This window comes from Streptomyces sp. DT224 (assembly GCF_049844595.1).
Lineage (GTDB): Bacteria > Actinomycetota > Actinomycetes > Streptomycetales > Streptomycetaceae > Streptomyces.
Map to the genome: position 1 here is coordinate 710,373 of NZ_JBNCLI010000002.1, position 13,054 is coordinate 723,426.

Genomic DNA, 13,054 nt, shown 5'->3' on the forward strand with positions numbered 1-13,054 from the left:
TTCCGCCAAGAAGGGTGTCGGGGGCGACTGGCAGACTGGGTGGGTGAGCAGCAACGACATCCCCGCGCCCCCGTCCGCCGAGCCGGCCTCCGTGCCCCTCGACAGCCCCTTCCGGACCGAGCGGACAAACCGGGACGAAGCACCGCAGTACGTACTGCCGTTGGTGGTGCGCATCGAGAAGGCCGCGCCGCCGGCCCGCACCGACGCCCTGCGCACGGCCGCCCGCGCGGTGCTCGTGATGCTCTCCGACGAGCGGTCGGTGGGCGAGGGCGAGTGGGCGCGGGTGATGCGGGACTGGCAGGACGCCCGCATCCGCAAGGTGGTCCGGCGGGCCCGGGGCGCGGAGTGGCGCAAGGCGTCCACCCTGCCCGGGATCACGGTGACGGGCGAGGAGGCGGAGGTACGGGTCTTCCCGCCGGTGCCCCTGGACGGCTGGCCGAAGGAGCTGGCCAAGCTCCAGGTGTCGGGCACGGACCTGGACGACCCGGAGCCGCCGGCCGCGCCCGACCCGGCGCACCCGGTGCTCTGGCTCAACCCGGAGCTCGGCATGTCGGCCGGCAAGGAGATGGCGCAGGTCGGGCACGGGGCGCAGCTCGCCTGGTGGGAGCTGTCGGAGACCGCGCGCAAGGCGTGGCGCGAGGCCGGTTTCCCGCTCTCGGTGGCGACGGCGGAGCCGGGCCGCTGGGCGGAGCTGACCGTGAGCGGCCTGCCGGTCGTACGGGACGCGGGCTTCACGGAGATCGCCCCGGGCTCGTGCACGGTGGTCGCCGACCACCCGGCGCTGCGGCGTTGAGACGGGAACCTCAAATGAAGCTCTGAACGTCCCACCTTCCGGATTCAGGGCCGCGCTCCGGGGCCATCACCCCTGCACGAAGCGAGGGGCAAGCACCATGGGGGACCGTATGAGGCTGGGCATCGGGATCGGCTGGCGGCCGGAGATCGCCGACGAGGTGGAGGCGCTGGCGGGGATCGACTGGGTGGAGGCGGTCGCGGAGAACCTCTGTGCCGATCACCTGCCGGACTCGCTGGTACGGCTGCGGGAGCGCGGGGTCACCGTGGTGCCGCACGGCGTCTCGCTGGGCCTCGGCGGCGCCGACCGCCCCGATCCCGGCAAGCTCGCGGACCTCGCCGCCCGCGCCACGCTGCTCGGCGCGCCGCTGGTGACCGAGCACATCGCGTTCGTACGGGCCGGCGGCGCGCGCACCGGGTCGCCGGTCCTGGAGGCGGGTCACCTGCTGCCGGTGCCGCGCACCCGGGCGGCGCTGGACGTGCTGTGCGAGAACGTGCGCATCGCGCAGGACGCGCTGCCGGTGCCGCTGGCGCTGGAGAACATCGCGGCGCTGGTCTCCTGGCCGCACGAGGAGCTGACGGAGGGCCGGTTCCTGGCGGAGCTGGTCGAGCGGACCGGGGTGCGGCTGCTGATCGACGTGGCCAATCTGCACACCAACCACGTGAACCGGGGCGAGGACCCGGCGGCCGCGCTGGACGAGCTGCCGGTGGAGGCCATCGCGTACGTGCATGTGGCGGGCGGGGTCGAGAAGGACGGCGTGTGGCACGACACGCACGCCCACCCGGTGACCGCTCCGGTGCTCGACGTGCTGGCGGAGCTGTGTTCCCGGATCGACCCGCCGGGGGTGCTGCTGGAGCGCGACGACGCGTTCCCGCCGACCGGTGAGCTGGCGGGCGAGCTGGACGCGATCCGGGGGGTGCTGGAGAAGGGCGGGGGCGCCTCGGCTGCCCCGGCGACCCCGGAGGTCCCGCCCGCCTCGCCCGTCGCGGAGTGCGTACGGGACGGCGTCGCCGTCGCGCAGACCGCGCTGCTGTCCGCGCTGGTCGCCGGCACACCCGCGCCGGAGGGGTTCGATCCGCGCCGGCTCCGGGTGCAGAGCCGCGCCCTGGCCGCGAAGCGTGCCGATGTCGTGTCCAAGGTGGCGCCCGAGCTGCCCGAGATCCTGGGGGGCGGTTACCGGGCGGCGTTCCTCGCGTACGCCGGGGCGCGGCCCATGGCGTCGGGGTACCGGCGCGACGCCCTGGACTTCGCCGAGCACCTGCTCGTCGCGGGCCGCCCCGAGGACGACGCGGCCCGGCGCCGGCTGACGCGCTGGTGGCGGGACCGGGCCGCGCCCCGGCCGCCCGGGCGCGCGACCCGGCTGGCCCGGGCGGCCCGCTCCGTGCTGGTGGGGGGGTGACGGGCATGGACGGGATGATCGTGTTCCTCACGCTCGTGGTGGTCGCCTCGTCCACCCTGCTCATCCGCGGCCTGGCCCGCTCCCGCCGGGGGGTGGTCGGTCCGGCGCACGACCTGTCCGAGGTGGCGTTCCTGAACGGCGGGCCCGGCCGGGTGGTCGACACCGCGCTGGCCGCCATGCACGCGGACGGACGGCTGGCCGTCGGCGGGCCCGGCATCGTCGCCGTGCTCCGGCCGGTCGCCGGCGACCCGGTGGAGCGGGCGGTGCTGCACGAGCTGGCCGCCGCGCCCAGCGGGGCGCTGGCGGCGCTGCGGGCGGCCGTGATGCGGCACCCGGCGGTACAGGAGACCGGCGACGGTCTCGCCGCGCGCGGACTGCTGGCCCCGCCCACCGCGAACGCCAAGTGGCGCGTCTGGGGCCTGCTGCAGACGCTGTTGTGCTTCGCGTCCGCCCCGGTCACGATCGGCCTGGCCATCAGCCGGTTCATGGAGGACGACGACGGCTCCGGCTGGGCGTACCCGTTCGCGGTGGCGATGATCCCGGCCGTCGTCGTCGGATTCGTGTCCGGGCTGGTCTGCGCGGCGGTGGCCCGGTCCCGGATCACCCGGGCGGGGCGCAGGGCGGCGGCGGAGTTCGGGGCCGCGCACGCCCACCGGACCGACCCGGCGTTCCTGGTGGCGACCCGGGGCCTGCGCGGCGTCCCTGACCCGGAGCTGCGGACGCAGCTGGTCGCGGCCGCGCGGACCCGGCCCGCCTCGTCCTCGTACACCCCGCACGGCTCCTCGGCGCTGGTCGTACCGGCCGTGTGGTGTGCGGGGGCGAGCCCGGGCGGCGGCTGCGGCAGCTCCTCGGGCAGCAGCAGCTGTGGCGGAGGCGGCGGGTCGGGCTGTGGTGGCGGCAGCAGCTGCGGGGGCGGTGGGTCGAGCTGCGGGGGCGGCAGCAGCTGCGGCGGCGGTTCCAGCTGCGGTGGCGGGTCGAGCTGCGGCGGCGGGTCCTGAGACGGCCGTCCACCTGCTGGACGAGCTATGGCGCCGCGGGCGGTTCCGGCATAGAAATCCGGCATGGTGCCGTTTCTGTTGCTGCTGGTCGCGTGGGGTGCAGCAGGTCTCTCCTGCGCCCGGCTCTGTCTCGCGGGGGCCCGCGCGGCCCGGCGGCCGGTGGCCGCGTCCGGCGGTCGCGGACGGCGACTCACGCTGTACGAGGCGGCGTTCCTGGCGGGCGGCCCCGGCCGGGTCGCCGACCTGGCGCTGGTCTCCATGCATCTGCGGCGCCGGCTGCTGCTGGCCCACACCGGGTGGGCGACGGTCGTGGACCCGGAGGGCCGCGACGAGGTGGAGCGTACGGTGATCCGCGCCATAGGGCCGCAGGGCCAGTCGCCGATAGCGCCGGTGCGCGCGTCGGCCGCCGCCGCCGACGCGGTACGCGCGGTGGCCGACCGGCTCGTCGCGGCCGGTCTGGCGGTCCCGCGCGGGGCGGACGTCGCCTCGGCGGTGCGGGCGGTGCGCGGGGCGGCACTGCTGGTGGCCGCGCTGGGCGCCGCCGCCCTGCTCGCGCCCGACGGCGGGGGCGTAAGCCCGATGCCGGTGTGGTTCGCGCTGCCGCTCGTGCTGACCCTGGGCTGCCTGGCCATAGCCCGGGTCGAGGCGCACCCCTACGGTGCGTGGGCCTCCACGGACGGGCAGCGGCTGCTGGCGGCGTGCGCGGTGCCGGGGGACGGCGCGACGGGCGACACGCTGGTGGCGGTCGCGGTGCGCGGGGTGGACGCGGTGGACGACCCGGCGCTGCGGGCCGCGCTGACGGGCCGGGCGGCCCGGGAATGACGAACGGTGCGGCGCGCGAGAAGCGCGCCGCACCGTTGAGCCGAACCCGGTGTCGCTGGACCAGCGGGCGGCACGAGGTGCCGGGTGCCCGCCGTCTGATCTTCCGGGTCGGGGTGGTCGGGAGCCCGTTCGCTACGCGAGCCCGGCCACCAGGTCCGCGACCGACTTGCGCCGGCCGGTGAAGAAGGGGACCTCCTCGCGGACGTGCATCCGCGCCTCGGAGGCCCTGAGGTGACGCATCAGGTCCACGATGCGGTACAGCTCGTCCGCCTCGAAGGCCAGCATCCACTCGTAGTCGCCGAGGGAGAACGAGGCGACGGTGTTGGCGCGCACGTCGGGGTAGCCGCGGGCCATCTTGCCGTGGTCGGCGAGCATGCGACGGCGGTCCTCGTCGGGCAGCAGGTACCAGTCGTACGAGCGCACGAAGGGGTAGACGCTGACGTAGTCGCGCGGCGTCTCGTCGGCGAGGAACGCCGGGATGTGCGACTTGTTGAACTCGGCGGGGCGGTGCAGCGCCATGTTCGACCACACCGGCTCCAGGTGGCGGCCGAGCCGGGTGCGGCGGAAGAGGTTGTACGCCTCCTGGAGCTCGTCCGCGGTCTCCGCGTGCCACCAGATCATCAGGTCGGCGTCGGCGCGGAGGCCCGAGACGTCGTACGTGCCGCGGACGGTGACGTCCTTCGCCGCGAGCTGGTCGAACAGCTCCTGGACCTCTCCGGCCACGGCCGCGCGGTCCGTGTCGGCCGGAAGGACGTCGCGCAGCTTGAAGACGGACCACAGGGTGTAGCGGATGACGTCGTTGAGGTCCTTGGCCTTCTTGCCGGCGTTCGGAACCTTGCTTGATGTCGCAGTCTCAGGAGCACTCATACGGCTATTGTCCCGCCTCGCTCCGAGTGCCCTGAACCAGGGTCGGCGTGGCGATGATCTCCCCCGGTGGGGTCCCCGGTGAGATCCCCGGCGATCTCGTCCGCCGCCCGGTGGGCGCTCGCCACGCAGGCCGGGATGCCGACCCCGTCGTAGACGGCCCCGCACACCCTCAGCGCGGGCAGCTTCGCGACCTCGTCGCGGATGCGGGCGACCCGGGTGAGATGGCCCACCGGGTACTGGGGCAGGCCGCCGATCCACCGGGTGACCTCGGTCCCCACGGGCCGGGCGCCGAGCCCGGTCGCGGCGGCGAGGTCGCGCAGGGAGATGCCGACGAGCTCGCCGTCCTCGCGGTGCAGGTGCTCCTCCTCGCCGTACCGGCCCACGGAGGTCCGCAGCACGAACAGGTCAGGGGCCGCGTCGGCGACCCACTGCCACTTGTGCGTGGAGAAGGTGGCGGCCTTGATGGTGTGCCCGTCGACCGGCGGTACGAGGAAGCCGGAGCGCCCGTCGAAGGCCGTGCCGGTCACGTCGGAGCGCCGGAACGCCATGGTGACCAGGGCCATCGACGCGTACTCGACGCCGGCCAGCTCGGCCGAGGCGCCCGGTGACTCGGCGGCGAGCAGCGTGGCGGCGGACCAGGCGGGAACGGCGAGGACGATGCCGTCGGCGGAGACGGTCCGGGTGTCGGTGCGGACGTCCCAGCCGTCGGCGGTACGGGTCAACCCCAGCACGGGCGTCTCGGTGAGGATCTCGCCGCCTCCGGCGCGCACGGCGTCGGCGACGGCTCCGGGAAGGCTGCCGATGCCGCCCTCGATGCCCTGGAAGACGGGCCCGGTCTGCTGCCGGGCGGCGGCGCGCTCCTGGAGGCGGGTGACCCCGTCGAGCAGGGAGCCGCCTTCCCGGGCGGCCTCGAAGAGCTGCGGTACGGCGGCGCGCATCGAGATCCGGTAGGCGTCGCCCGCGTACACCCCGCCGAGCAGCGGCTCCACCAGCCGGTCCACGACCTCGCGCCCCAGCCGGTCCGCGACGTACGCGCCGACGGCGACGTCCTCGCCGACGGCCACCGGGGGCAGCTCGCGGTCCTCGGCGATCCGGGCGAGCCCCTCGGCCGACAGCACCTCGCCCAGGACGGACGGGTCACCCGGGACGCCCATCACATGCCCCTTGGGCATCGGGCGCAGCGCGTCGCGCGTCCACAGCGCGGCGGTGGCCGTGGCGGGCGGCTGGAGGCGGTCGGCGAGGCCCACGGCGCGGGCCAGGCCGACGGCCTCCGGGCGGCGGGCGAGCATGGACTCGGCGCCGAGGTCGACCCGGACGCCGGCGACCTCGCCGGCCATGAGCTTGCCGCCGAGCCGGTCGGTCGCCTCCAGGACGGTGACCCTCAGCCCGGCGCCGACGAGCCGGTGGGCGGCCGCGAGTCCGGCGATGCCGCCGCCGATGACGACGACATGGCGGGGGGCCCAGTCCGCGCGGTGTGTGGATGGCTGCATGGCTCCACTCTCTCAAACCGGTTCCGAGTCCCGACCGTGACCGGTTCGCAACCGGATTCCCGGGTCCGCCCGCACCCTCTCGTACGTCCTACCGACGCCATCGATCACCCGTCCTGGGGGGACAGTCATGCGAGGAACACCCATCACCCGCACCGGCCGGCGCGTGTGCGGCCCGGCCGCCGTGCTGCTGGCCGCCGTGCTCGCCCTGAGCGGCTGCGGCGCGTCCGGCGACGACTCGGGCAGCGCCGCCGACCGGGGCGTCGCCGGGCCCCAGCAGCAGAAGGGCGGTCTCGCGGCCGGCAAGGCCGAGGCACCCGCCGCGGATTCGGCCGGGACGAAGCAGCAGCGGAAGGACCCGAAACCCGCCGCCACCCATGTCATCCGCACCGCCTCGCTCTCCGTGGAGGTGAAGGACGCGTCGAAGGCGGCCGCGCGGGCCCGTACGGCGACGCAGGGCGCGGGCGGGCTGGTCGAGAAGGAGACCACCGAGCGGATCGACTCCACGCGGGACTCCTCGCACCTGGTGCTGCGCGTCCCGCAGGACGCGTACGACGAGGTGCTGCGGGAACTGTCGGGGGCCGGGAAGCTGGTCTCCCGCACCTCGGCGGCCAAGGACGTCACCGACCAGGTCGTGGACGTCGACAGCCGGATCGCCACCCAGCGGGCGAGCGTGGCACGGGTCCGCGAGCTGATGGACCGGGCCGGCAAGCTGGCCGATGTGGTCACATTGGAAGGCGAACTGAGCAGCCGTCAGGCGGCGCTCGAATCACTGCTCGCCCAGCAGGCGTCGCTGAAGGACCGTACGACGCTGGCGACCATCACGCTCGACCTGGTCGAACCGGAGACGGCGGCCGGCGCGGCCGACGACGACCCGGGCTTCCCGGACGCGGTCGCCGGCGGCTGGCACGCCTTCGTGACGATGCTGCGCTGGCTGGCGATGGCGATCGGCGCCACTGCCCCGTTCCTCGGCGCGGCGGCCGTCCTGGCCGTGCTGTGGCGGCTGCTGCGCCGCCGCCGGGGCGCGAAGGGGGAGTGAGTACGTCACCGGTGCGGCCCGCGCCGTAGCGTGGGTGCTTTCGTAGAGGCTGCGGAGGTACCGGCATGGCGGCGGAACGACTGGTGATCATCGGCGGGGACGCGGCGGGGATGTCCGCCGCGTCCCAGGCCAGGCGGCTCAGGGGTCCGGACGAGCTGAGCATCACCGCCTTCGAGCGGGGCCACTTCACCTCGTACTCCGCGTGCGGCATCCCGTACTGGGTCAGCGGCGACGTCACCGACCGGGACGACCTCATCGCCCGTACCCCCGAGGAGCACCGGGCCCGCGACATCGACCTGCGCACCCGCACCGAGGTCACCGGGATCGACGTGGCGGGGCGGCGGGTGCGCGCTCTGGACCGGGAGTCCGGCGAGGCGTACTGGACCGGGTTCGACAAGCTGGTGATCGCCACCGGGGCCCGCCCGGTGCGCCCGGACCTGCCCGGCATGGACGCGCCCGGGGTGCACGGGGTGCAGACCCTGGACGACGGGCAGGCGCTGCTGGACACCCTGGAGCGGACGGAGGGCCGGCGCGCGGTCGTCGTCGGGGCGGGGTACATCGGCGTCGAGATGGCCGAGGCGATGCTGAAGCGGGGCTACGAGGTGACCGTCCTCAACCGCGGCGAGCAGCCGATGGCCACGCTCGACCCGGACATGGGGCGCATGGTCCACGACGCGATGGACGGGCTCGGGATCACCACGGTGAACGGGGCGGAGGTCACCGGGATCAGGACCGGTCCGGACGGCAGGGTCGCCGAGGTCGTGACGGACGACGCGTCCTACCCGGCGGACGTGGTGGTGCTCGGCATCGGCGTCCGGCCGGAGACGGCCCTGGCCCGGGAGGCCGGGCTGCCGCTCGGACCGCACGGCGGGCTGCTCACCGACCTGGCGATGCGGGTCCAGGGGCACGAGAACATCTGGGCGGGCGGCGACTGCGTGGAGGTCCTGGACCTGGTGGCGGGCCACACCCGGCACATCGCGCTCGGCACGCACGCGAACAAGCACGGCCAGGTCATCGGCTCCAACGTCGGGGGCGGCTACGGCACGTTCCCCGGTGTGGTGGGTACGGCGGTGAGCAAGGTGTGCGACCTGGAGATCGCCCGGACCGGGCTGCGCGAGAAGGACGCCCGGGCGGTGGGTTTGCGGTACGTCACGGCGACGATCGAGTCGACCAGCCGGGCGGGCTACTACCCGGACGCGCGGCCGATGACGGTGAAGATGCTCGCGGAGTACCGCACGGGCCGGCTCCTCGGCGTGCAGATCGTGGGCCGCGAGGGCGCGGGGAAGCGGGTCGACGTGGCGGCGGTGGCGCTCACCGCCCGGATGACCGTCGAGCAGATGACCGCCCTGGACCTGGGCTACGCCCCGCCGTTCTCACCGGTCTGGGACCCGGTCCTGGTCGCGGCCCGCAAGACCGTCGCGGTGCTGCGGAAGGCGGGCACCGACTGAGCGGCGCCCGCCTCCGCGGGGTTCAGCGCGCGGTGGTGGTGTGGACGTACTCGACGAGGCGGGAGAGCGCGTCCGGGTCCATGTTCGGCATCACACCGTGGCCCAGGTTGAAGATGTGGCCCTCCAGGCCGGCGGCCGCGTCCAGCACCTCCCGGGTCTGGGCCTCCACCGCGGAGGTCGGCGCGAACAGCACCGCCGGGTCGAGGTTGCCCTGGAGCGCCTTGCCGGGGCCGACGCGGCGCGCGGCCTCGTCCAGCGGCACCCGCCAGTCGACGCCGACGACGTCCGCCCCGGCCTCGCCCATCAGGCCGAGCAGTTCGCCGGTGCCGACGCCGAAGTGGATGCGGGGGACGTCGTACGCGGCGACGGCGTCGAAGACCTTCGCGGAGGCGGGCAGCACGGAGCGCCGGTAGTCGGCGGGGGCCAGGGCGCCGACCCAGGAGTCGAAGAGCTGGACGGCCGAGGCGCCGGCCTCGATCTGGACCTTGAGGAAGGCGCCGGTGATCTCGGCGAGCCGGTCGAGCAGGTCGGCCCAGAGCTCCGGGTCGCCGTACATCATGGCCTTGGTGTGCTCGTGGTTGCGGGAGGGCCCGCCCTCCACGAGGTAGCTCGCGAGGGTGAACGGCGCGCCCGCGAAGCCGATCAGCGGGGTCTCCCCCAGCTCGGCGGTGAGCAGCCGGACGGCCTCGGTGACGTACGGGACGTCCTCGGGGGTCAGGTCGCGCAGCCGGGCGAGGTCGGCGCGGGTGCGGACCGGCTCGGCGATCACCGGGCCGACGCCGGGCTTGATGTCCAGGTCGATGCCGATGGCCTTGAGCGGGACGACGATGTCGCTGTAGTAGACGGCGGCGTCGACCTTGTGGCGGCGGACGGGCTGCATCGTGATCTCGGCGACGAGCTCCGGCATCGTGCAGGACTGGAGCATCGGGATGCCTTCGCGCGCCTTCAGGTACTCGGGCAGCGAGCGCCCCGCCTGGCGCATGAACCAGACCGGCGTGTGCGGGACCGGCTCGCGCCGGCACGCCTTGAGGAACGCCGAGTCATAGGTGGCGGAAGTCTTCGTCTGCTGCCCGGAGGGGCGGTCGTTGGCACTCACGCACAGAATCTTCGCACGCGTGGGCAACGAGCCCTGCCCCGCACGGGTGTCCTTCCGCGCGCGGAGCTCCCGTTCCGCCTACTCTTCCCCGCATGGCTGCGGCTCAGGGACACATCTCCGGTCAATCCGATGGCGCTGACGGCACGGACGGCGCGGAGGGTGGTGCCGTCCCGCCCGCGTTCCGTTCGGCGGTGGACGCGCTGCGCGCGGCGCGGCTCCGTCCCGAGCTGGAGGTGGAGCCGACCCGGCCGCCGAAGCGGCTCGCGCCGCACGCGTACGCGCTGGAGGCGGCGGTCGTCGACGGCGAGGACGACCTCGCCGACGGCCGGCTCGTCCTGCTCCACGACCCGGCCGGCCACGAGGCGTGGCAGGGGGCCTTCCGACTGGTGACCCTGGTGCGCGCCGAGCTGGAGCCGGAGATGGCCGCCGACCCGCTGCTCCCGGAGGTCTGCTGGTCCTGGCTGACCGGCGCGCTGGAGGCCCGCGGCCTGTTCTACGGGGAAGCCGGCGGCACCGTCACGATGGCGGGCTCGCACTACTTCGGCGCGCTGGAGACCCGGCGTCCCGCGACGCAGATCGAGATCCGGGCCTCCTGGACCCCGCGCGAGGGCCTGGGCGGCGCACCGGACGCGGCGGCGCACCTGGTCGCCTGGGGGGACCTGCTCTGCCAGATCGCGGGCCTGCCGCCGTCGGGACCGCTCGACGCGGCGGTGGTCACGCTCCCTCAGCGCCGGGGCCCGCAGGCGCCGTGACCCCCGCCGCGATCGGGGCGAACGGGGCGGCCTCCGGGCCGCCCCGTTTTTCGTGACGCCGCGTCATGCGATCACTTTCAGCCAGCGGAAAACGCTCTCAGGAGTCGACCGAGAACACCATTTGCCCGAATTGTTACTCAACAAATCGTGATCTTCCCCTAAAGGAGCAGGGGTCTGCTGCCGAAGGAGTCAATGACCCTTCAAGCACGGTTCGCCCCGGCTTCATCCCCGAGCCGGCCCGTCCCGCCACTCCCCAGGAGGCCTGGTGTCCGTTCTCCTCGAGCAGCCCGCAAGCCTGGTCGCCTACCGCCCGAACAAGCCGACGGCCATGGTCGTCGTGGCCGACCCGCGCGTCCGTTCCACCGTCACCCGCCATCTGTGGGCTCTCGGAGTTCGTGACGTCATCGAGGCGTCGTCCATCGCGGAGGCCCGTCCCCGCGTCGGCAACCCGCGCGACATCTGCGTAGCCGACGTCCACCTGCCCGACGGTTCCGGGCTGACCCTGCTGTCCGAAACCCGAGCCGCCGGCTGGCCCAACGGTCTCGCCCTGTCCGCCGCCGACGACATCGGCGCCGTGCGCAACGCCCTCGCGGGCGGCGTCAAGGGCTACGTGGTCACCGGCACCCGTACCAACATCGGCCACCCGGCCCGTCCCGGCGTCGCCCCCATCGGCGCCACCGCCGCCCGTATGCACCGCCGGCCCCCCGGCACCCCGAGCCACCCGGGCGGCTACCGCGAACTGTCCGGCCGCGAGGTGGAGGTCCTGCGGCTCGTCGCCGAGGGCCAGTCCAACAAGGCCATCGGCGTCTCCATGGGGCTGTCCGCCCTGACCGTGAAGAGCCACCTCGCCCGCATCGCCCGCAAGCTGGGCACCGGCGACCGTGCCGGCATGGTCGCGGTGGCCCTGCGGACGGGCATCATCCACTGATTCTCCGTCCCGGCCGGTGCACGACGTACAAAACCGGCTGGATTACGTGCATCGGCGCCGGCCGACGGAACGTTCCGTCGGCAGGCGCCGCGCACACACAGATACCCTTGACACGTGACCGACGCCCAAGAGACCGCAGCAGACACATCACTGCGAACCACCGGGGGCGCTCCCCCGGACGACGTCGCCCCGGCGCCGATCCCCTTGCTCGAACCGCGCGAGGGCATTCCGCCGGTGGTGGCCTCCGACGAAGCCCTGGCCGGGGTGATCGCGGCATTCGCCGCGGGCTCGGGCCCGGTGGCCGTGGACGCCGAGCGGGCGTCCGGTTACCGCTACGGACAGCGTGCCTACCTCGTGCAGTTGCGCCGCGACGGGGCGGGCAGCGCGCTCGTCGACCCCGTCGGCTGCCCCGACCTGTCCGGGCTCGGCGAGGCCCTGCGCGGCACCGAGTGGATCCTGCACGCGGCGACGCAGGACCTGCCCTGTCTCCGCGAGATAGGGATGACGCCGACCGGGCTCTTCGACACCGAGCTCGCCGGACGGCTGGCCGGCTTCCCGCGCGTCGGCCTCGGCGCCATGGTCGAGAGCGTGCTCGGCTACTCGCTGGAGAAGGGCCACTCCGCCGTCGACTGGTCCACCCGCCCGCTGCCCGAGCCCTGGCTGCGCTACGCCGCGCTCGACGTCGAGCTCCTCATCGACCTGCGCAACGCCCTGGAGGACGAGCTCGACCGGCAGGGCAAGCTGGAGTGGGCCCAGGAGGAGTTCTCCGCCATCGCCTCGGCGCCGCCCGCTCCCCCGCGCCAGGACCCGTGGCGCCGCACCTCCGGGATGCACAAGGTCCGCCGCCGCCGGCAGATGGCGGTCGTCCGGGAGCTGTGGAACGCCCGGGACCAGATCGCCCGGCGGCGCGACATCTCGCCCGGCAAGGTGCTCGGGGACGCGGCGATCATCGAGGCCGCGCTCGCGCTTCCGGCCAACACGCACGCGCTGACCGCCCTCACCGGCTTCGGTCCGCGCATGGGCCGGCGCCAGCTGGAGCAGTGGCAGGCCGCCGTGGACCGGGCCAAGGCGCTGCCCGACACGGAGCTGCCGCAGCCCGGGCAGGCCCTCGCGGGACCGCCGCCGCCGCGCGCCTGGGCCGACAAGGACCCGGCCGCCGCCGCCCGGCTCTCGGCGGCCCGCGCCGCGGTGTCCGCGCTCGCGGAACGGCTGCACCTGCCGCAGGAGAACCTGATCACGCCGGACACGGTGCGCCGGGTCTGCTGGGAGCCGCCGAAGAACCCGACGCCGGAGACGGTGGAGTCCGCGCTCGCCGGGTACGGCGCGCGGCACTGGCAGATCGAGCAGGTGGCCCCGCTGCTGTACCGCGCGCTGACTCAGCCCTCGTAACGGCACATGGCCCCGCCGGCCTGGAACAGGGGCGTGATC

The 13,054-nt window shown here is 74.6% G+C and carries 11 protein-coding genes and 1 pseudogene; 9 read left to right on the forward strand and 3 right to left on the reverse strand.

Features of this window, described 5'->3' with window-relative positions:
* Nucleotides 1-43: 43 nt before the first annotated feature.
* From ACLQ2N_RS06920 to ACLQ2N_RS06935, 4 genes are all read left to right on the forward strand, one after another.
* The gene (locus ACLQ2N_RS06920) at nt 44-793 is read left to right on the forward strand and encodes a peptidyl-tRNA hydrolase (RefSeq protein ID WP_425810097.1); all 750 of its coding nucleotides are present in this window, start codon (nt 44-46) and stop codon (nt 791-793) included.
* 109 nt (nt 794-902) lie between these two features.
* Complete coding sequence (locus tag ACLQ2N_RS06925) at nt 903-2,189, forward strand: DUF692 domain-containing protein (protein WP_425810237.1); 1,287 nt, start codon at nt 903-905, stop codon at nt 2,187-2,189.
* A complete protein-coding gene (locus tag ACLQ2N_RS06930; protein ID WP_425810099.1) occupies nt 2,105-3,187 on the forward strand; it encodes a TIGR04222 domain-containing membrane protein in 1,083 nt (360 codons plus the stop codon). Before ACLQ2N_RS06925 ends, ACLQ2N_RS06930 begins: the two co-directional genes overlap by 85 nt.
* Nucleotides 3,188-3,250: 63 nt before the next feature.
* Entirely contained in the window at nt 3,251-4,009 is a 759-nt protein-coding gene (locus tag ACLQ2N_RS06935; protein WP_425810101.1) for a TIGR04222 domain-containing membrane protein, read from the forward strand.
* A 132-nt stretch (nt 4,010-4,141) separates the two neighbouring features.
* Here the strand turns inward: ACLQ2N_RS06935 and hemQ are convergent, their stop codons facing one another.
* Together hemQ and hemG are read right to left on the reverse strand one after the other, a co-directional pair.
* Nucleotides 4,142-4,876, reverse strand: a complete 735-nt coding sequence (hemQ, locus tag ACLQ2N_RS06940) for a hydrogen peroxide-dependent heme synthase (RefSeq protein ID WP_425810103.1) — start codon at nt 4,874-4,876, stop codon at nt 4,142-4,144.
* A 4-nt stretch (nt 4,877-4,880) separates the two neighbouring features.
* Nucleotides 4,881-6,366, reverse strand: a pseudogene (hemG, locus tag ACLQ2N_RS06945) (protoporphyrinogen oxidase).
* A gap of 127 nt (nt 6,367-6,493) precedes the next feature.
* Here hemG and ACLQ2N_RS06950 point away from each other — a divergent pair.
* Together ACLQ2N_RS06950 and ACLQ2N_RS06955 are read left to right on the forward strand one after the other, a co-directional pair.
* The gene (locus tag ACLQ2N_RS06950) at nt 6,494-7,402 is read left to right on the forward strand and encodes a DUF4349 domain-containing protein (RefSeq protein ID WP_425810105.1); all 909 of its coding nucleotides are present in this window, start codon (nt 6,494-6,496) and stop codon (nt 7,400-7,402) included.
* Between the two features lie 65 nt (nt 7,403-7,467).
* Entirely contained in the window at nt 7,468-8,850 is a 1,383-nt protein-coding gene (locus tag ACLQ2N_RS06955) for an FAD-dependent oxidoreductase (RefSeq protein ID WP_425810107.1), read from the forward strand.
* A gap of 22 nt (nt 8,851-8,872) precedes the next feature.
* On the opposite strand, the gene hemE is transcribed toward ACLQ2N_RS06955, so the two are convergent.
* On the reverse strand, nt 8,873-9,946 hold the full coding sequence (gene hemE, locus ACLQ2N_RS06960) for a uroporphyrinogen decarboxylase (protein ID WP_425810109.1): 1,074 nt from the start codon (nt 9,944-9,946) through the stop codon (nt 8,873-8,875).
* A gap of 92 nt (nt 9,947-10,038) precedes the next feature.
* Between hemE and ACLQ2N_RS06965 the strand changes: the two genes are divergently transcribed.
* The 3 genes from ACLQ2N_RS06965 to ACLQ2N_RS06975 all read left to right on the forward strand — a co-directional run bounded on the left by ACLQ2N_RS06965 (nt 10,039) and on the right by ACLQ2N_RS06975 (nt 13,015).
* On the forward strand, nt 10,039-10,698 hold the full coding sequence (locus tag ACLQ2N_RS06965; RefSeq protein ID WP_425810111.1) for a DUF3000 domain-containing protein: 660 nt from the start codon (nt 10,039-10,041) through the stop codon (nt 10,696-10,698).
* A 265-nt stretch (nt 10,699-10,963) separates the two neighbouring features.
* On the forward strand, nt 10,964-11,626 hold the full coding sequence (locus ACLQ2N_RS06970) for a helix-turn-helix transcriptional regulator (RefSeq protein WP_018100712.1): 663 nt from the start codon (nt 10,964-10,966) through the stop codon (nt 11,624-11,626).
* 114 nt (nt 11,627-11,740) lie between these two features.
* Nucleotides 11,741-13,015, forward strand: coding sequence for an HRDC domain-containing protein (locus tag ACLQ2N_RS06975; RefSeq protein WP_425810113.1), 1,275 nt, complete (start codon nt 11,741-11,743; stop codon nt 13,013-13,015).
* Nucleotides 13,016-13,054: the final 39 nt, after the last annotated feature.